Source organism: Massilia sp. Soil_C_3 (assembly GCF_057657035.1).
Genome location: NZ_JBDGJG010000003.1, coordinates 1 through 18,407, shown reverse-complemented (window position 1 = coordinate 18,407; position 18,407 = coordinate 1). Strand labels below are relative to the sequence as shown.

Below are 18,407 nucleotides of genomic sequence, written 5' to 3'. Positions count from 1 at the left end.
CAATCGTGGACACACAACACCGCATCGCGGGAGGAATTAATGATAAAAATATATCATTCAAATCCCTTTTTGCTCCGCACAATTGGAGCATCCCCCGTTGCAGATTGTGGATGACGTTATTTACGAATGGCAGCGATCACGCGTGTGGCGAACTCGGCCGCATTGCCGGCATGCCAGCGCCACACGATTACCAGGTCATGTTCGGGCGAAACGACGATGTCGTTGCTGCCCGCCCCCAGCGCCGCGAAGGCGGTGGTTGGCATGCCCGGCAGGTTCTTCCCCTTGGTATTGAGCCACCACAGGTAGCCATAATCCGGGCCGTGGGCGCTCGGGGTGAGCGCTTCCTTCACGTAGGACGCCGGCAGGATCTGCTTGCCGCCCCACTTTCCCTCGTTCAGCCACAGGTAGCCGAAGCGCGCCATGTCCCAGCTGTCGATCCACATCCCGCCGCCCCAGCGCGTGCCGCCACTGACCGATGGCACCTGCTTGCCGTTCACTTCCACGTAGCTGTTATGGTAGGGAACCCACTTCCACGTCGACGAAGCGCCGATCGGATCCATGACCTGCTGCTGGAACACGTCCGGCACCGATTGGCCGAACACGCGCAGCAGCGACAGCGCGAAGCGGTTCACGCGGGTGTCGTTGTACTCGTAGAAGCTGCCCGGCGCCTTGATCGCGCGCGGCTTCTTCTCGCCCTTGCCGAAGGCCTCCTTGCCGATGAAGTTGCTATGCTTGCCCCACAGCTCGCCTTCCCACTCGGATTCCTGCTGCAGGTGCTGCTTCCAGGTGACCGGGGCATTGTGTGGCGCCGAATAGCCGCCGTCGTTGACGGTCTTGGCCACCGGGTCATTGATCTGGATGCGGCCGTCGCGCACCGCCACGCCGGCAACCGTCGCCAGCATGCTCTTGGCCACCGAATAGGTCGGATCGACGAAGCGCGTGTCGCCGAACTCGGCCACCACATAGCCCTTGTAGATCACCACGCCATTGGTGTGGGCGCGCCTGGTCGGCATCGAGCCCAGGCGGGTGCCGAACACGGCTTCTTGGTCGGACAGGTCGAGCGGGCGCTCGGTTTCGCGCGATTGCGCGAACTGGATGGCCGCGGCCAGGGCCGCCGGGTCCATGCCCAGCTGGGCCGGGTCCTTGCGGGCCCACTCGCCGGCGGGCGGGAAGTAGGCCGCCGCATCGGCAGCGAACGCGGCACCGACCGGCAGCGCCAGGCCCAGTGCGGTAGTGAGGGAGAGTGCGAGCAGGCTGCGGCGCAGCATATTGGGCGAAGCGGTCGTCATTATTCGGTATCGGTCCAGGTGGAATACGGAGAACGGATCAGGTTGGAGTTGTAATACCGCTTGTCGCCGGTGACTTCCCGGCCGATCCAGTCCGGCTTGTCGAAGACGGCGTCTTCGGCTGGCAGCTCGATCTCGGCCACCACCAGGCCCGCGTTCTCGCCCAGGAACTCGTCGACTTCCCAGGTGAAGCCCGCGTGCTCGATGCGGCGCCGGTATTTCTCCACCAGCGGCCGCTCGCACAGGCGGTCGAGCAGTTCGGCGGCGTCTTCGAGCGGGATCGGATATTCCCACTCCCCGCGCGCCGCGCCTTCGCTCTTGCTCTTGATGGTTAGAAAACCCTGGTCGCCGTAAATGCGCGCCCGCACGGTGCGTAGCGGGTCCGAGCTCAGGTAACCCTGGCGCACCAGGACCGGCGTGCCCAGCGTGCGCCAGGCATCGTTCGCGAGCAGGAACTTGCGTTCGATTTCAACGCCCATCGTTCAGCCCAGCGCCTGCAGGATCGGCTGCAGCATCGCCGCGCCCAGGCCGGCGCTGCGCGCACCGTTCCAGCCGACGTGCGGGTCGGGCAGGTTGGCATTGTCCTTGAACGGCATCTCGAGCGTCAGCGACAGGCATTTATAGTGGTTGCCGACGTACTTCGAGGCCAGCGTCAAGAGCTCGTCGTTGTACTTGCTGGCGGCGTAGCCGTATTCCTTCTGGAAGTCCGGGCTGCACGAGATATAGCGGTCGATGAAGCTGCTCTGCTCCAGCGCGCGCTCGGCAGTGAAGTCTTCGAGCATTTCGCAGCCGGCCACGAAGTTGTAGGGCAGCGCCTCGTCGCCATGGATGTCGAAGAACATGTCGATGCCGACTTCTTCGATCTTGCTCTTGACGCACAGCACTTCAGGACTGCGCTCGAGCGACGGGTTCATCCATTCGCGGTTCAGGTTGGCGCCGGCGGCATTGGTGCGCAGGTTGCCGCGCACCGAGCCGTCCGGGTTCATGTTCGGCACGATGTAGAACACGGCGCGCTGCAAGAGCTTGCGCGCGACCGGGTTGGCGTTGTCGAGCAGCGCATCCATCATGCCTTCGACGAACCACTCGGCCATCGATTCGCCCGGGTGCTGGCGCGCGATGACCCAGATTTTTTTCTCGGCCTGTGGATTGCCGATCACCACCAGGTTCATGTCGCGGCCGTCGACCGTGCTGCCGATATCAATCACACGCGCGATTGGATTCTCCGCCACTTCGCCCAGCAGGCGCAGGTGGCGTTCCCAGGTGTAGGGCTCGAAATACGCGTAGTAGACGCTGTCCAGTTCCGGGGTGTGCTCGATCGTCATCACCTGGCCGTCGAAGCTGGTGGGCACGCGGAACCAGTTCTCGGTATCGTAGCTCGCCACTGCCTGGTAGCCCTCGAAGCCCTTCGGATAGGTCGCCTGGCCGGCGTTCAGGATGCGCATCGTGAGGGCCTGGTCGCGCGCGCCCTGCAGGCGGAAGTGGAACCACTGGTGGATGTCGGCGTGCGAATCCTTGCGCAGGTTCAGGTCGATCTGTTTGACGTTGTCGGCGCGGACGACGTCGATCGAGCCGGAGTCGAACATCGTGCTGATCTTGATGGGCATCGTGGGATCCTTTCATGGCCCGTCGCGGTGGACGGTGTGCAAATATCGGGGCGTCGGGCGCCTGCCCGACGATCAGTGCATTAGCAGCGCCGGCCATGATACCGGATCGGCCACGCCGACCGCTGATGCCGGGCCGGGGCGGGGGCGCGTGCTTACTGCGCGTCGAGGTCGATCAGGTCCTTGGTGTACATGGCCATGATCTGGCGCATCAGTTCGACGTTGCCGCGGTCGAGGACGACGGTCAGGTCGGGCTTGCGGTCGAGCACGAAGCTCATGCGGATCGCGCCCGGCAGTTCCTTGCAGTTCACGTATTGCGCGCGCGGAATGTAGGGACTGTCCCAATCGGCCTGGGTAATGCCGGGACCGGCAGGCGGCGCCTTCAGTTGCGGATCTTGGTTGACCGGCAAGTGCTTGAGCAGCCAGAACACGATCGAGGCCGGGATGTGGATGCACAGGTCGCTCGCGCCCTGGCTGGAGAACTTGGTGAGCAACAGGTTGCCGACCCGGTCGCAGGACATGGACAGGCTCTTGACTTGACGAATGACCGCTGGTTTCACGACGTTGATCCTTGGGGGAAGGTTGAAAAAGGCGCAGCGATTCTACCCCATCCCATTCGCATTTTGTGTGTATTAGAGGCAAAACCAAAGCAAAACGGGAAGCTCGTGGCTTCCCGTTCCTTGCCTGCCGCCGGCCTCGGCCGACTGGTTGCTTACTCTTTCGAGCCGCCGCTGCGGTTGCCGCCCTGGGTGCTCTGGCGGTTGCCGCTCTTGCTCGAGGTACGCGCGGCGCCACCGGCGCTGGCGCTGGCGCTGGCGCTGGCGGTGGCCGACTGGCGGTTACCGTGGCTCAAGCTGCCGGCGCGGCGTGCTTCTTCCGACGTGAATTCGTGGGCGGTACCCTTGGCATGGGCTGCCTTGCCACCCTGGCTGGCGATTTCGCGCTGGCGCGCTGGATCCATCGAGGCGAAGCCGCGATTGCGGGTGCCGCTGGCGGTGCTCTGGCTATTGCCTTGGGTGCCAGCTTGCTTGTTACCTTGGTTGCTTGAGGCCATGATGACGTTCTCCCTTATACACTTGTGGAAACCGCCGCGTCCTGCGGCAGGCTTGAGACCCGATCGCCGCTGGCCACCAGGTCAGCGAACGATGAGTCGAAGCCCATCTTAGGCAGGCATCTCCGATGCGGCTATAGGAGCATTTCAGATGACTTTGTAGGACTTCGCGCGACAAATAATGCATCTGCGAAAAATAACTTCCAGTCGTCAACAAACTCGTCAGCATCAGTCCTACACCGCCCCCCTACCTCTTCCTATTCTGTGCGGAGTCTGCGGCGCGCATCATGGCTGTATGCGGCAGGAACTCGACCTGCCTGTCTACCAGAACAGGAGACCGTCATGGACACCAACAAGCAAGACAAGCACAAGCTTCCCGGCAACCAGGCCAACTACGGCGCCAATGAAAAAGGCACGCCCGGTTCCAAGGGCATCACGCGCGATGGCCCGCTCGACCATACCTACCCCAATGCGGCCAGCCGCCAGCAAGGCACGACGGCAATCGACGAATCGGGCGGCAGCCTGGCCCAGGGCGGCTCGATGCAGGGCCAGCAGTCCGGCGGCAGCGGCACCACCCAGGGCGTCACCGACAGCCACGATCGCCAGATGCAGATGCATTCCGATGCCTGGGGCAAGCTCGAGCAGCCGGTCGGCAACCGCCAGCGCGATACCGGCGTCTCGGTGACGGGCGACGTCCTCAACCGCCAGGGCAAGACCCAGACCGGGGACACGCTCAATCCGCAGGATCCGGCGCATCCGCAGCTGCATGGCGCCGAACCCGGCCGCGACGGCCGCGTGCCGGGCACCGTGGCGCCGGAGCCGATCGGCACCGAGGCCGGCGTGCCTGGCGTGCAGCACGGCGACATCTACGGCAACCGCCAAAGCGCCGACGACAACCGCGCCGACACCCAGGACGCCAGCGCCAGCCGGGTCCAGCAACAGGTCGACCGCGAAGCCGCGCAGGGCGCCGAGCCGCGCGACAATGGCAGCGACGACGTCCACAAGTCGAACAACGTGTCCGGCGGCCTGCCGCGCAGCCCCGGCAACTCGGGCCCGCGCACCGAGGGCGAAGGCTACCAGGTCGGCGGCAGCATGCATGCCGAGCCGAATCCGGTGCACCAGTCGAACGACGCCGCCGGCGGCTACCCGCGCAGCCCGGGCGGCGCCAACAAGCTGGCGGGCGACCGCAAGATGGACGACGACACCGGTTTCTCGCGCGGCTAAGAACCTATCCCGGTAGGTTCTAAGCACGCTCTTTTTTCGCATGACAAGCGGCCCCATCCAGGGCCGCTCGTCTTTTCCGGCATCCGTGTTGATCCATCTCCAAACCGTACCGGACTGGAGGAACCGGGCCATACGCTGGGCACTCGAACCGCTCGACATCGCCACGACCACGCCGTGGCGCGAGACCAGCGGAGAAACCGAGGAGACCTCGCATGCCTGCACCGGATGACGCCCCCAATAACGCCCTCCCCACGGTTTCCGTGGTGCTGCCGGCCTGCGGCCGCATGGACCTGCTCGACCGCAGCCTGGACGCCCTGATGCGCCAGAGCGTCGATCCGCGCAGCGTCGAAGTCATCGTCGTGGACGACGAACCCAACCACAATACGCTGCACCTGGTGGCCGGCTGGCGCACCCGCACGCTCGAACGCGGGCCGCGCCTGGCCTATGTCGCCAATACCGGGCCGCGCGGGCCCGGCGCCGCGCGCAACCGCGGCTGGCGCGCGGCGCGGGCCGACGTCATCGCCTTCACCAGCGACGACGCCGTGCCCAGCCCCGACTGGCTGGCCCAGGGGCTGGCCGCCTTCGACGGCGGCGCCGCCGTCGTCTGCGGCCGCATCGAGACCCCGGTGCCGGCCCGCCCCACCGACCGCCAGCGCAGCGCGCATGCGCACGAACTGGCCGATTTCAGCAGCGCCAACTGCTTCGTCCACAAGCCGGTGCTCGAACGGCTCGACGGCTTCGACGAGCGCTTCAGCGTCCAGCGCGGCAGCGACGCCGACCTGCACTTCCGCCTGCTCGAACAGAACATCCGCATCGTGCACGCGCCGCAGGCGCTGGCGGTGCACCCGGTGCGTCCGGCGCCCTGGGGCGCGAGCCTGCTGCAGATCCGCCATGCCGTGTTCGATGCGCTGCTGTACAAGAAGCACCCGGCGCTGTACCGCGAACGCATCGAGGCGCGGCCCTGCTGGGACCACTACGCCATCGTCGCCGCCCTGCTGCTGGCCCTGCCCTGCTGGGCGCTGGGCGTGCGCTGGCTGGCCCTGGCCGCCACCCTGGCCTGGCTCGCGCTCACCGTGCGCCTGTGCCTGCGCAGGCTGCAGGGCACGGCCCACAGCGCCTCGCACGTGGCCGAGATGGCGATCACCTCGGTCCTGCTGCCGCCACTATCGGTGTTCTGGCGCTTGGCGGGCGCGGTGCGCTACCGCGTGCGCTTCGCCTGAGCGCGCAATCCGATGAAAGCCATCTTCCTCGACCAGGAAGGCACGCTGGTCGACGACATACCATTCAATGCCGAGCCGCGCCGCATCCGCCTGGTGAGCGGGGCCGGCGCGGCGCTGCGCCTGCTGGCCGAGCTCGACTATCGCCTGTTCGTGGTCTGCAACCAGTCCGGCATTGCGCACGGCTGCTTCACCGAAGCGGCGATGGGCCCGGTGTCCGACCGCTTGAGCGACCTGCTGTTTCGCGAGCAGCTCGTTCTCGCAGGCTATTACTATTGCCCGCACCATCCGCTCGGCACCGTCGGCGGCTATGCCTTCGCCTGCGCCTGCCGCAAGCCCTCGCCAGGCATGCTGCTGCGCGCGGCACAAGAGCATGCCATCGACCTGCGCGCGTCCTGGATGATCGGTGACATCCTGCACGACGTCGAGGCCGGCAACCGCGCCGGCTGCCGCACCCTGTTGATCGACAACGGCAGCGAGACCGAATGGCGCCTGGGTCCACGCCGCCTGCCCACGCGCATCGCGCCTGACCTGTACAGCGCGGCCCTGCTGATCGCCGAGCACGGCGAGCGAGAGGACGTGCGGCCGCAGGCGGGTGCACGTCCTTTGGGCTAACGGGGGACGGCAATGCCTGCCGGAACGATGACGGTCCCGCTCAGCCCCGTCGGATCTCGATGATTGGCGCCGACGCCGACGTTGGCGCCGGTAAGCGCGCCGCCGACGCCTGCGCACGCAGCTCGGCGCGCGCCTGCCGTATCACTTCGCGCGCGGCCGACAGGCCCAAGCAAGCCATGATGCTCGCCACCACGATGTCCGGCCATCCGGCGCGGGTGCCGAACACGCCGAGCGCCGCCAGCATCACGGCCAGGTTGCCGATCATGTCATTGCGGGTACACAGCCACACCGAGCGCATATTGGCGTCGCCGTTGCGAAACGCGTACAGCATGGCCGCCACCGCGCCATTGGCGGCCAGCGCCAGCAGGCTGACGGCGCCCATGGTCTGGGCATGCGGCAAGTGGCCGTCGAGACCGAGCCACAGTGCCCGCGCCAGCACCAGCACGCCAAAGACGCCCATCACGATGCCTTTGGCATAGGCCGCGCGCGAACGCCACACCACGGCCATGCCCAGCACGAACAGCGACACCCCGTAATTGGCGGCGTCGCCAAGAAAGTCGACCGAGTCGGCCAGCAGCGACACCGAGCCGGCGGCCAGGCTGCTGGCCAGCTCGACGCCGAACATGGCGAAATTGATGATGAGCGCCGCCCACAGCACCTTGCGGTAGCGCCCGTCGGGCGGCGGCGTGGACGAACTGCAGGATCCGGAACAACACGCAGACATGGTTCACCTCCAATGACGATATCTGCATTAGAATCCCTGTAGTAACTACAAGGTCAAGGGGTATTCATGCTGATGCGCATTGGTGAACTGGCGAAACTGACGGGCTGCCAGTCCGAGACGGTCCGTTTCTACGAGCAGAAGGGATTATTGCCGCCACCGGTCAGGTCGCAGGCGAATTACCGGATGTACGATGCCGACCACGCCGAGCGGCTGCATTTCATCCGCCGCTGCCGTTCGCTGGGCATGTCGCTCGGCGAAGTGGAGACCCTGCTCGGCTACCAGGACCAGCCGGAACGCTCCTGCAGCGGCGTCAACGCGCTGGTGGACCACCAGCTGTCCGAGATCGACCGCCAGATCCTCGAACTGAAGGCGCTGCGCACCGAACTGTCGACCCTGCGTGCGCGCTGCGATTCCACGCGCCCCGCCGGCCAGTGCGCCATCCTGCGCGAGCTGACCGAGCACGCCTGACCGCCGGCCGCAGGCCCTCGATTACATCCTGGGATCGTCGATCACGGCGCGCTCGTCGAGCGCCGCCTGGTCGTCGCCACGCACCTGCTCGCCCATCAGCACGCGGTGGATCACGGCGCCATGCACGCCATGCTGCTTGAGGAATTCGACGGCGCTGCGGGTGCCCAGGCTGGCCTGGATGAGGATGCCCTGGCGCACCACGTGGGTCGCGCCTGCATAGGGATTGGCAAGGCCATGGTCAGCCATGTGGTTCGGCGCCGCGCCGCGGCGATCGATCTGAGAGAGGTGCATCTGTTTCCTTTCGTCGGGCCTTGACAGCCCATCGTGCAGCGCCATGCCCGCCTGGGAGGCGCACAAAAAAAATCCGCCGACCGTGAGGCCGACGGAAAAACGCAGTATCCGGTTGAGGGATCACGCGGAGAGACACAGGAGCAATCTTAGCGGCCGATGGTTTCAACTTGATGACAAGCCAAGATTTCCATACATGCCACCGGTAATCGCCCCGAGGTTCCGCATCGCTCTGCAATTACGCTCTACAATTGCCTATCGTTTATTTATCCAGGAAGGTCAATGGCGCAGATGGCGGCTCCCGGCTTCAGTTACGGCTCCGACGATTCGGGCCTGGTATGGGGATTTCTATTCAGCCGCGACACAACCGCGACGCCGATCGGCGTGCACGAGGCCCTGGCCTGGATGCGCGACCCGCAAGCGGAACAGTTTATCTGGCTGCACTTCAACCTGTCGAACACCGCCAGCGAGCGCTGGCTGCGCAGCCACGCCATGCTGGCCGACGAGTTCTACGAGACCTTGCACCAGGGTTCGCGCTCGACCCGCCTCGAGCTGGCCGACAATGCCCTGATCGCCGTCGTCAACGACGTGCTGCACGGCTTTTCACTCGACAGCGCCGAGATCTCGACCTTGTGGGTCCACGTCACGCCGCAGGTCGCGATCAGCGCGCGCAGGAAGCCCCTGGCCTCGATCGAGCGCCTGCGCCAGGACGTACGCCAGGGCACCCTGCTGCGCTCGTCGAGCGAACTGCTGATCCACCTGCTGCGCGACCAGGCCGACGTACTGGTCAATATCGTGCGCGAGGCGGTGGCGCGGGTCGACACCATCGAAGACCGACTGCTGGCGGGTCGCCTGACCCGCCAGCGCGAAGACCTCGGCACGCTGCGCCGGGTGCTGGTGCGCCTGCAGCGCCTGCTGGCGCCGGAGCCGGCCGCCCTGTTCCGCCTGCTGCAGCGCCCTCCGTCCTGGGTCGATGGCGACGACCGCCAGGACCTGCGCCAGGCGACCGAGGAATTCACGGTAGTGCTGAGCGACCTGGCCGCGCTGCAGGAACGCATCAAATTGCTGCAGGAAGAACTCGCCGCCCGCGTCAACGAGGACAATGCCCGCAGCCTGTATCTGTTGACGATCGTGACCGTGATGGCCCTGCCGATCAACCTGATTGCCGGCCTGCTCGGCATGAACGTGGGCGGCATCCCGCTGGCCGACGAGAGCCACGGCTTCTGGATCGCGCTGGGCCTGGTCGCGGCCTTCACCACGGTGGCCGGCTGGCTGCTGTTGCGGCTGCAGCGCCAACGCTGAATAGGGAGCGATTTACACGCCTTGGATACCCATCCTAGGGTATAGCTTACAAAGCGACCGGCCTGGATTACCATGCAGTCGCCAGCACGCCATCCGACCAGCCCAGCCGAGCCGAGAACCGCCATGAACGACAGCACGCCCGAGTCCCTGCCCGAACCGTCCGTCATCGATCCGCGCTACCTGATCGACCTGAAAACGCGCGGCCACCAGGTCTATCCCGTCCTCGGCGAGGACGAACTCAAGCGCATTCGCCGCTTCGCTACCGAGCGCGCCTGGCACGATGGCGACTACGTATTCCGGGCCCTGGTCGATTCGCCCGGCATGGTGGTCGTGCTGTCCGGCCAGCTGCGCTGCAGCCGCAGCAATGCGCTAGGCCACCGGGTCGAGGTGCACCTGTTCGACCCCGGCCAGTTCACCGGCGAAGTGTCGCAGTTGTCGGGCCGGCCGCCGCTCGTCGACGGCGTGGCGGTCGGCCACCTGGAAGCCCTGGTGCTCGATCCCGAGGCGCTGCGTGCGCTGCTGATGGCCGAGGCGGTGCTGGGCGAGCGCGTGATGCGCGCCTTCATGCTGCGCCGCGCGCGCCTGATCGGCGAACAGCCGACCGGGCCGATCCTGATCGGGCCGCCCGGCCACGCGCGCCTGTTCGAGCTCGAGAGCTTTTTGTCGCGCAATGCGCAACCCTATACCCGGCGCGACCCGGCCTCGGATCCGGACGCCGCCCAGCTGGTACGCGAGCACTGGCGCCAGGAGCACGACTGGCCGCTGGTCGCCATGCCCGACGGCTTCGTGATCAAGAACCCGAGCCTGCTCGAGGTGGGCCGCTTCCTGGGCACCATGCCGCGCATCACGCGCGAGATGGTCTACGACGTGCTGGTGGTCGGCGCCGGCCCGGCCGGCCTGGCCACGGCGGTGTATGCGGCCTCGGAAGGCCTGTCGGTGATGGTGCTGGAACAGCGCGCCTACGGCGGCCAGGCCGGCGCCAGCGCGCGCATCGAGAACTTCTTCGGCTTTCCCACCGGCATCTCGGGCCACGCCCTGGTGAGCCGCGCTTTCGTGCAGGCCAGCAAGTTCGGGGCCGAGGTCGCGATCCCGGCGCCGGCGATGCGCCTGCTGTGCCGCGAGCGCCCGCTGCGCGTGGAACTGGACGACGGCAGCTGCGTGCGGGCGCGCAGCGTGGTGCTGGCGGCCGGCGCGCGCTACCGCAAGCCCGAGCTGGACGACCTGTCCCGCTTCGAGGGCCGCGGCGTGTACTACTGGGCTTCGCCGGTCGAGGCGAAGGTGTGCCGCCAGCAGACCGTGGTGCTGGTGGGCGGCGGCAACTCGGCCGGCCAGGCCGCCGTCTACCTGGCCGCCCACGCCCACACGGTGCACCTGATGGTGCGCTCGAGCGGTCTCGAGGCCAGTATGTCGAGCTACCTGATCGAGCGCATCCGGGCGAGCGCGAACATCGTGCTGCACACCCGGCTCGAACTGGCCTCGCTCGAGGGAGACGATACCGGCCTGGAGCGGGTGCACTGCCGCAGCCGCAGCGGCGGCCCGCCAGTCGTGTTCGACACCCACCACCTGTTCCTGTTCATCGGCGCCGATCCCAACAGCGACTGGCTGCTCGAGTGCGGCGTGGAACTGGACCGCAAGGGCTTCGTGCTCACCGGCTACGAGGCCACCGGGCAGCATGGCGGACGCGATCTCGAGACGAGCGTGCCGGGCGTATTCGCCGTGGGCGACCTGCGCGCCGGCTCGACCAAGCGGGTCGCCGCGGCGGCGGGCGAAGGCGCGGCCGTGGTGGCGCAAATCCACCGTTTCCTGGCCGAACAGCAGCAAGAGTCCAGCGCCGGCGCCGGCTGAGGCGAATCTTGCCTTGCAACATTGCAGTTGCCAAGTGAGCAAGCAGCCCGTATCGTGGGCAGTTACTCACACCACCGATTGACGATGTTGCATACGAATCACAGCTTCCTGGCCGGCGGCGGCGAGATGGGCGCCCTCATGCGTGCCCACGATTGGCGCGACAGCCCGCTGGGGCCGCCCGACGCCTGGCCGTCCACGCTCAAGACCCTGCTGCGGGTCCTGCTGTCGAGCAATCACCCGATGTTCATCTGGTGGGGCGACGACCTGATCCAGTTCTACAACGATGGCTACCGCCATACCCTGGGACCGGAGCGCCATCCGGCCGCCCTCGGCCAACCGGGCCGCCCATGCTGGGAGGAAGCCTGGGACCTGATCGGACCGGACATCGAGCGCGTGATGCGCGACGGCGCCAGCGCCTGGCACGAGGACCGCCTGGTGCCGCTGACCCGCAACGGGCGGCGCGAAGACGTCTGGTGGACCTATGGCTACAGCCCGATCGAGGACGAGGCCGGCATCCGCGGGGTGCTGGTGATCTGCAACGACGTCACCGAAGACCACCTGCTCAGGCAGCGCCTGCAGCAGACCAATCACGCGCTGATCGAGACCATGGACGACGGCTTTTGCCTGCTCGAATTGATCGACGACGCCGACGGGCGCGCGGTCGACTACCGCTTCATCGAAGCGAACCGCGCCTTCGCCCGCCACACGGGGCTGGTGGACAGCGTGGGCAAGACCGCGCGCCAGCTGGTGCCGAATCTCGAGCAGGGCTGGGTCGACACCTATGACGAGATCGCGCGCAGCGGGGTGGCGCGCCGCTTCGAGGAAGGGTCGGAAGCGATGGGACGCTGGTTCAATGTGTATGCCAGTCCGATCGACCATCCGGACCGGCGCCGCGTGGCCCTGCTGTTCACCGACATCACCGACAAGAAGAACGCCGAGCGCGCCTTGCAGGCCAGCGAAACGGCGGCGCGCGCCGCGGCCAGCCAGGCCGAAGCCGACCGCCGCCGCCTCGATGCCCTGCTCAGCTCGGCGCCAGTCGGCATCGTCTATGTGGACGAGCATGGCGCGCTGTCGGCCGTCAATCGCATGAACCGCCAACTGTGGGGCGAGCACCCGATGTCCACCAGCCAGGACCAGTACGCCGAGTGGCGCGGCTGGTGGGCCGATGGCTCCGAGCGCCATGGCCGGCCGATCCAGGCGCACGAGTGGGCGCTGGCGCGTGCGCTGCGTGGCGAGCAGGTCGAATCCGACATCGTCGAGATCGCGCCCTTTGGGCGGCCGCAGGAACGGCGCACCCTGTTGACCCATGCCACGGCGATCCGCGCCGAGGATGGCGCCATCACGGGCGCGGTGGCCGCCTCGATGGACCTCACGGCCCAGGTCGACACGCAGCGCGCCTTGCGCGAGAGCGAGGAAAAGTTCCGCACCATCACCGACGCGATGCCGCAGATGGTGTGGTCGAGCCTGGCCGACGGCCAGAACGACTACTCCAACCGGCGCTGGAGCGACTTCACCGGCCTGTCCAATACCGAGCTGCTCGGCACCAGCTGGGTGACGATCATCCATCCCGACGACCTTGCGCGGCTGCAGGCGCTGTGGGCCGGGAGCCTGGCAAGCGGCGCGCTGTTCGAGATCGAGCACCGCCTGCGCCACCACAGCGGCGAGTACCGCTGGGTGCTCAATCGCGCGCTGCCGGTGCGCGACGAGGCCGGCCGCATCATCCGCTGGATGGGCACGGTGACCGATATGCACGACCACAAGCTGGCCGCGGAAGAACTGAAGGCGGCGAGCGTGCGCAAGGACGAGTTCCTGGCCATGCTCGCCCACGAGCTGCGCAACCCGCTGGCGCCGATCAGCACCGCGGCCCAGATGCTCAAGCTGTCCGGCGCCGATCCGAAGCGCATTGCCCACGCCAGCGACGTCATCGGGCGCCAGGTGCGCCACATGGTCGAGCTGGTGGACGACCTGCTCGACGTCTCGCGCGTGACGCGCGGCCTGGTCGAGCTCGAGCGCCAAGCCGTCGACCTCAAGTCGGTGATCCAGAACGCCATCGAGCAGGCGCGCCCGCTGATCGAAAAAAAGGGCCACACCCTGTCGACCCGCCTGGGCGCGGCCAACGTCACCGTCACGGGCGATCGCAAGCGGCTGGTGCAGGTGATGGCCAACCTGATCAACAATGCGGCCAAGTACACGCCGGACGGCGGCGAGATCACGGTCTGCGCCGATCCGCTGCCGGATGCCGGCCAGGTGAAGCTGAGCGTGAAGGACACTGGCATCGGCATCGATGCCGCGCTGCTGCCCGATGTGTTTGAATTGTTCACGCAGGCCAAGCGCACGCCGGACCGGGCACAGGGTGGTCTTGGATTGGGCCTGGCGCTGGTACGCAGCATGGTCAACCTGCATGGCGGCACGGTCGAGGCGCACAGCGGCGGGCCGGGACGGGGCAGCTGCTTCAGTGTGGTGCTGCCGCTCGGGGTGGTTAGTCCTGATGACGATGCAAGGAAGCGCGAGGACGACGCAACGTTGGCTGCGCATTCGACGCTGCGCATCATGCTCGTCGACGATAACCGCGATGCGGCCGAATCGCTCGGCATCGTGTTGTCGGCGGTCGGACACGTGGTTCAGGTCGAGGACTCATCGACGGCGGCGCTCGCGCGGGCACAGGCGGAATCGTTTGACGTCTGCCTGCTCGACATCGGCTTGCCCGATCTGGATGGCTACCAGCTAGTGCAAAGGCTGGGCAAGCTGCCACCGATGCGCAAGACCGTCATGATCGCCCTGAGCGGCTACGGCCAACCGCAGGACATCACTGCCTCGCAGCGGGCCGGATTCGCCGCTCACCTGGTCAAGCCGGTCGACATCGCGCAATTGCTGGCTGTTCTGGATCGGCTGGCGCACGAAGCGCGCCGATAAAATCCAGTTTACAAGTCCATAAAATCCAATATACTGGATTTTATGGACATCAATCAACTCATCGCCCAGCGCCTGCGCGAGTTGCGCGACGCACAGGGGCTGTCGCTTGCCACGCTTGCCGAACGCAGCGGTGTCAGCCGTTCCAATATCTCCCTGATCGAGCGTGGCGAAAGCAGCGCCACCGCGACGGTACTGGACAGGTTGACCGCGGCCCTCGGCATCACGCTTGCAGCACTGTTCGACCAGCCTGCAGCCGAGCCGATGCCATTGCGACGTGCCGAAGACCAGCTGACCTGGACGGATCCGGTATCGGGCTATGTGCGCCGGAACCTATCGCCTGCCGTCGACTCCACGCTTGGGCTCGTGGAAGTCCATTTCCCGCCGGGACAGCGCGTTGCCTATGACACCGCGGCGCGCGACGTCGACGTCCACCAGCAAGTGTGGATCGTCGAAGGCAGCATGGAGATCACCGTTGGCGACACCTGCTGGCCCCTCATGGCCGGCGATTGCCTGGCGATGCTGCTCGATCGGCCCATCGCCTTCCACAACCCGACCAGCAAGCCGGCGCGCTACCTGGTCGCGCTTGGCACGCCCCTTCGTTCAAGGAGATCCTGATGAAAACCGAGGTGACACTGCGCTCGCTCAACGCGCAAGAAGCGACGGCATGCAGCCAGCAATTGGCCCAGGTACTGCTCGATTGTGTCGAGGGCGGCGCATCGGTCAGCTTCATGCTGCCGATGCAAGAGCAAAAAGCGCTGGAGTTCTGGCGCGGCGTGGCCGACAGCATCGGGCGCGGCGAACGTACGCTCATCGTGGCCGAGGATGCGCAGGGCATTGCCGGCACCGTGCAGCTGATCACCGATATGCCTGACAATCAGCCGCACCGGGCCGACGTCGCCAAGTTGCTGGTCGGACGGCGGGCGCGCGGCGCCGGCATGGGACAGCGCCTGATGGAGGCGGTCGAGGAAGCGGCGCGCACGCAGCGCCGGTCGCTGCTGGTGCTCGATACCGCGAATGCCACCGCCGAGCGCTTGTATGAACGCCTTGGCTGGCAGCGCGTCGGCGCCATTCCCGACTATGCCTGCCTTCCAACCGGAGAATTGTGCGCGACGACGTTCTTCTTTAAACGCCTCGGATGAGCCCATGAAAAAAGCCAGCTCGAAAGCTGGCTCTTTTCACTGGTTCTATTGGTCGGGGCGAGAGGATTCGAACCTCCGACCCCGTGCACCCCATGCACGTACGCTACCAGGCTGCGCTACGCCCCGACTAGTCGATAATTATATCAGAGCCAGCGAAAAAATCTTGCGCTTTTGCCATACTGTGCAAGATCTTTGCCGGACACGATCGGCAGTCCTACTTCCACTCCCCTCGCAGCGCCATCACCTGCTGCTGAAGGTATTCCGGCGTCGCCTGCTCCGGCGCCACCGGCTGGCCGACGGCCAGCGCCAGCTGCGAGCGCATGCCGCGCGCGATGCGCCGCCCGAACAGATTGCCCTGGTCGCGCGTAAACCAGCTGCCCCACAGGCCGCGCAGCGCCATCGGGATCACCGGCACCTTGCTGCGCTCCATGACCTTCGAAATGCCGTTGCGGAACTCGTTCATCTCGCCGGTCGAGGTCAGGCGCCCTTCCGGGAAGATGCACACCAGCTCGCCGTCATGCAGCGCATGGGCGATGTCCACGAACGCCTTTTCCATGGTCCACGGGTCTTCCTTTGCCGGCGCGATGGGGATCGCGTTCACGGCGCGGAAGATCCAGCGCAGGAAAGGCGTCTTGAAGATGCGATGGTCCATCACGAAGCGGATCGGGCGCGGGCTGGCGGCATTGATCACGATCGCGTCCACATAGCTCACATGGTTGCACACCAGCACCGCCGGGCCCTCGCTCGGAATGCGCGCCGTGTCGATGGTGCGCACCCGGTACACGGTATGGATCAGCAGCCAGGCCAGGAAGCGCATCAAAAATTCCGGCACCAGCGAGAAGATGTACACCGCCACTACCGCATTGAGCAGGGCCGTGGTCAGGAACAGTTCCGGGATGCTGAAGCCCTGCCCCAGCAGCAGGATGGCGACGCCGGCCGAAGCGACCATGAAGATCGCGTTCAGGATATTCATGCCGGCGATTGTGCGTGAGACGTGCTTCTGGTCGCAGCGGGTCTGGATCAGGGCGAACAGCGGCACGATGAAGAAGCCGCCGAACACGCCGATCATCACCAGGTCGCCCAGGATGCGCCAGGCGCCCGGCTGGTTCAAGAGGACCAGCCAGTCCACCGCCGTCGTGCTGGCGATGAAGGCGTCGCTGGCGAAATACAGGTCGATGCCGAACACCGACAGGCCGATCGAACCGAACGGCACCAGGCCGATTTCCACCTTGTGGCCCGATAGGCGTTCGCACAGCAGCGAGCCAAGACCGATGCCGAGCGAAAACACGGTCAACAGCAGCACGAACACGCTGTGGTCGCCCCTTAGGTAGTCTTTCGAGAACACCGGGAACTGGGCCAGCAGCAAGGCGCCATAGAACCAGAACCAGGAATTGCCCAGCATCGACAGGAACACGGTGCGGTTCTGGCGCGAATGCGCCAGGTTGCGCCACGATTCGGCCAGAAAATTGCGGCTGATGCGCAGCTCGGGCGCCGGCGCCGGGGATGGCGGGATGCGCCAGGCGGCGGCCAGGCCCAGCACAGCGAAGATCAAGGTCGCGCCGGCCACCAGCATGATGCCATTCGGCTTGTAGCCGACCAGGATCGCCCCGGCCACTTCACCCAGCAGGATGCCGACGAAGGTCCCCATCTCGACCACGCCATTGCCGCCGACCAGCTCGTCGGGCTTGAGATTTTGCGGCAGATACGCGTACTTGACCGGCCCGAACAGCGTCGAATGCATGCCCATGCCGATCACCGCCGCGACCAGGAGCCACAGCGTGTGGGTGTACCAGCCGATGCCGGCCACCAGCATGATCGCGATCTCGGCGACCTTGACGATGCGCGCCAGCTTGGCCTTGTCGAACTTGTCGGCGATCTGGCCCGAGGTGGCCGAGAACAGCACGTAGGGCAGGATGAACAGGCCCGGGATCAGGTTGTTGATCAGGGAGGGATCGAGCGTGGTCCAGTTGATCGCGTCATAGGTCATGACGACCAGCAGCGCGGTCTTGAACAGATTGTCGTTGAAGGCGCCCAGGAACTGGGTCCAGAAGAACGGGCCGAAACGGCGCTGGGTCAGCAGGGAAAACTGATTCGGTTGGCTCATGCTGGAAAGCTCGGCTGTGGAGGAGTGCGTAATGTACAACGGCAAGCACAGCGGAACAAACGCTGTTTCTCACATTCATGCTTGTATATCCGTATTCAATACCGCGAGTCTTACCCTGCGGCACCAGCACTTGAGCGAGCACAAACTCGGCGCTGCGGCAAGCGCGCGCGCAGAAACCTGCGGTGTGAACCATGGACGCTTGAAACCGGTCAAACCGGGCTTGATCTGGCACATTGATGCAATGCAGCGCAGGTAGAATCCGCAGATGACTTCCGCCAACTTCCACATCAGCTACGCCAGCGTCGCCAATGCGCTGTTCGAGCATATCGAGCAGGACCTGCTGCTGCTCACCACCGCCCTCCTCGACGATGATGAGGAAATACCACGCCGTTTCGAGGCGTATCCAGCGACATTGCTGGCGCATGAAGGCATGCCGCCGCCGTGAGACGCGTGCTTGCACCACCTGCCTGAAAACGTCGTTCCCGCGGAGGCGGGAACCCAAGTCTGCATGCTCCGAGGCTACTGACAACGTAGTGGTGAAGTAGCAGAATTAGGTTCCCGCCTTCTGAACTGCTACACGAAAGTCGGACACTAGTTCTAAGCGCTGCCTGTGTGCTTGACCCTGTACTG

19 protein-coding genes and 1 tRNA gene are annotated in these 18,407 nt (G+C 65.9%); 11 read left to right on the top strand and 9 right to left on the bottom strand.

Annotation, left to right across the window (positions count from 1 at the left end; translation table 11 throughout):
• Positions 1 to 116: 116 nt before the first annotated feature.
• From AC3A6F_RS05740 to AC3A6F_RS05720, 5 genes are all read right to left on the bottom strand, one after another.
• On the bottom strand, positions 117 to 1,289 hold the full coding sequence (locus AC3A6F_RS05740; RefSeq protein ID WP_487679009.1) for a serine hydrolase domain-containing protein: 1,173 nt from the start codon (positions 1,287 to 1,289) through the stop codon (positions 117 to 119).
• On the bottom strand, positions 1,289 to 1,765 hold the full coding sequence (locus tag AC3A6F_RS05735) for a CYTH domain-containing protein (RefSeq protein ID WP_487679008.1): 477 nt from the start codon (positions 1,763 to 1,765) through the stop codon (positions 1,289 to 1,291). The genes AC3A6F_RS05740 and AC3A6F_RS05735 overlap by 1 nt, the downstream gene beginning before the upstream one ends.
• 3 nt (positions 1,766 to 1,768) lie before the next feature.
• Positions 1,769 to 2,890 carry a M14 family metallopeptidase gene (locus AC3A6F_RS05730; protein ID WP_487679007.1) on the bottom strand — a complete coding sequence of 374 codons (1,122 nt, stop codon included), beginning with the start codon at positions 2,888 to 2,890 and terminating at the stop codon, positions 1,769 to 1,771.
• 152 nt (positions 2,891 to 3,042) lie between these two features.
• Positions 3,043 to 3,447, bottom strand: a complete 405-nt coding sequence (locus AC3A6F_RS05725) for a hypothetical protein (RefSeq protein WP_487679006.1) — start codon at positions 3,445 to 3,447, stop codon at positions 3,043 to 3,045.
• Between the two features lie 152 nt (positions 3,448 to 3,599).
• Positions 3,600 to 3,941, bottom strand: coding sequence for a KGG domain-containing protein (locus tag AC3A6F_RS05720; RefSeq protein WP_487679005.1), 342 nt, complete (start codon positions 3,939 to 3,941; stop codon positions 3,600 to 3,602).
• 339 nt (positions 3,942 to 4,280) lie between these two features.
• Here AC3A6F_RS05720 and AC3A6F_RS05715 point away from each other — a divergent pair, with 339 nt between their 5' ends.
• From AC3A6F_RS05715 to AC3A6F_RS05705, 3 genes are all read left to right on the top strand, one after another.
• Complete coding sequence (locus AC3A6F_RS05715; protein WP_487679004.1) at positions 4,281 to 5,162, top strand: hypothetical protein; 882 nt, start codon at positions 4,281 to 4,283, stop codon at positions 5,160 to 5,162.
• 212 nt (positions 5,163 to 5,374) lie between these two features.
• Entirely contained in the window at positions 5,375 to 6,382 is a 1,008-nt protein-coding gene (locus AC3A6F_RS05710; protein ID WP_487679003.1) for a glycosyltransferase family 2 protein, read from the top strand.
• 12 nt (positions 6,383 to 6,394) lie between these two features.
• Positions 6,395 to 6,994 carry a D-glycero-alpha-D-manno-heptose-1,7-bisphosphate 7-phosphatase gene (locus AC3A6F_RS05705; RefSeq protein ID WP_487679002.1) on the top strand — a complete coding sequence of 200 codons (600 nt, stop codon included), beginning with the start codon at positions 6,395 to 6,397 and terminating at the stop codon, positions 6,992 to 6,994.
• 40 nt (positions 6,995 to 7,034) lie between these two features.
• Here AC3A6F_RS05705 and AC3A6F_RS05700 read toward each other — a convergent pair whose 3' ends face one another.
• A complete protein-coding gene (locus AC3A6F_RS05700) occupies positions 7,035 to 7,718 on the bottom strand; it encodes a cation efflux transmembrane domain-containing protein (RefSeq protein ID WP_487679001.1) in 684 nt (227 codons plus the stop codon).
• A 66-nt stretch (positions 7,719 to 7,784) separates the two neighbouring features.
• Between AC3A6F_RS05700 and cadR the strand changes: the two genes are divergently transcribed.
• Positions 7,785 to 8,186, top strand: coding sequence for a Cd(II)/Pb(II)-responsive transcriptional regulator (gene cadR / locus AC3A6F_RS05695; protein WP_487679000.1), 402 nt, complete (start codon positions 7,785 to 7,787; stop codon positions 8,184 to 8,186).
• 21 nt (positions 8,187 to 8,207) lie between these two features.
• Here cadR and AC3A6F_RS05690 read toward each other — a convergent pair whose 3' ends face one another.
• On the bottom strand, positions 8,208 to 8,477 hold the full coding sequence (locus tag AC3A6F_RS05690; protein WP_487678999.1) for a hypothetical protein: 270 nt from the start codon (positions 8,475 to 8,477) through the stop codon (positions 8,208 to 8,210).
• 279 nt (positions 8,478 to 8,756) lie between these two features.
• Here AC3A6F_RS05690 and AC3A6F_RS05685 point away from each other — a divergent pair, with 279 nt between their 5' ends.
• The 5 genes from AC3A6F_RS05685 to AC3A6F_RS05665 all read left to right on the top strand — a co-directional run bounded on the left by AC3A6F_RS05685 (position 8,757) and on the right by AC3A6F_RS05665 (position 15,673).
• Positions 8,757 to 9,776 (top strand): transporter, encoded by a 1,020-nt coding sequence (locus AC3A6F_RS05685; protein ID WP_487678998.1) that lies wholly within the window; start codon positions 8,757 to 8,759, stop codon positions 9,774 to 9,776.
• 123 nt (positions 9,777 to 9,899) lie between these two features.
• Positions 9,900 to 11,621 (top strand): FAD-dependent oxidoreductase, encoded by a 1,722-nt coding sequence (locus AC3A6F_RS05680; RefSeq protein WP_487678997.1) that lies wholly within the window; start codon positions 9,900 to 9,902, stop codon positions 11,619 to 11,621.
• Positions 11,622 to 11,705: 84 nt separating this feature from the next.
• Entirely contained in the window at positions 11,706 to 14,534 is a 2,829-nt protein-coding gene (locus AC3A6F_RS05675) for a hybrid sensor histidine kinase/response regulator (protein WP_487678996.1), read from the top strand.
• Between the two features lie 42 nt (positions 14,535 to 14,576).
• Positions 14,577 to 15,149, top strand: a complete 573-nt coding sequence (locus tag AC3A6F_RS05670; protein ID WP_487678995.1) for a helix-turn-helix domain-containing protein — start codon at positions 14,577 to 14,579, stop codon at positions 15,147 to 15,149.
• On the top strand, positions 15,149 to 15,673 hold the full coding sequence (locus AC3A6F_RS05665) for an N-acetyltransferase family protein (protein ID WP_487678994.1): 525 nt from the start codon (positions 15,149 to 15,151) through the stop codon (positions 15,671 to 15,673). The genes AC3A6F_RS05670 and AC3A6F_RS05665 overlap by 1 nt, the downstream gene beginning before the upstream one ends.
• A 49-nt stretch (positions 15,674 to 15,722) precedes the next feature.
• Here the strand turns inward: AC3A6F_RS05665 and AC3A6F_RS05660 are convergent.
• Positions 15,723 to 15,799: transfer RNA gene (locus AC3A6F_RS05660), tRNA-Pro, on the bottom strand.
• Positions 15,800 to 15,887: 88 nt separating this feature from the next.
• Entirely contained in the window at positions 15,888 to 17,777 is a 1,890-nt protein-coding gene (locus AC3A6F_RS05655) for an MFS transporter (protein ID WP_487678993.1), read from the bottom strand.
• Between the two features lie 31 nt (positions 17,778 to 17,808).
• Between AC3A6F_RS05655 and AC3A6F_RS05650 the strand changes: the two genes are divergently transcribed.
• Both AC3A6F_RS05650 and AC3A6F_RS05645 read left to right on the top strand, forming a co-directional pair.
• A complete protein-coding gene (locus AC3A6F_RS05650) occupies positions 17,809 to 18,033 on the top strand; it encodes a hypothetical protein (protein ID WP_487678992.1) in 225 nt (74 codons plus the stop codon).
• Positions 18,034 to 18,042: 9 nt separating this feature from the next.
• On the top strand, positions 18,043 to 18,222 hold the full coding sequence (locus AC3A6F_RS05645; RefSeq protein ID WP_487678991.1) for a hypothetical protein: 180 nt from the start codon (positions 18,043 to 18,045) through the stop codon (positions 18,220 to 18,222).
• The last annotated feature ends 185 nt before the right edge of the window (positions 18,223 to 18,407 follow it).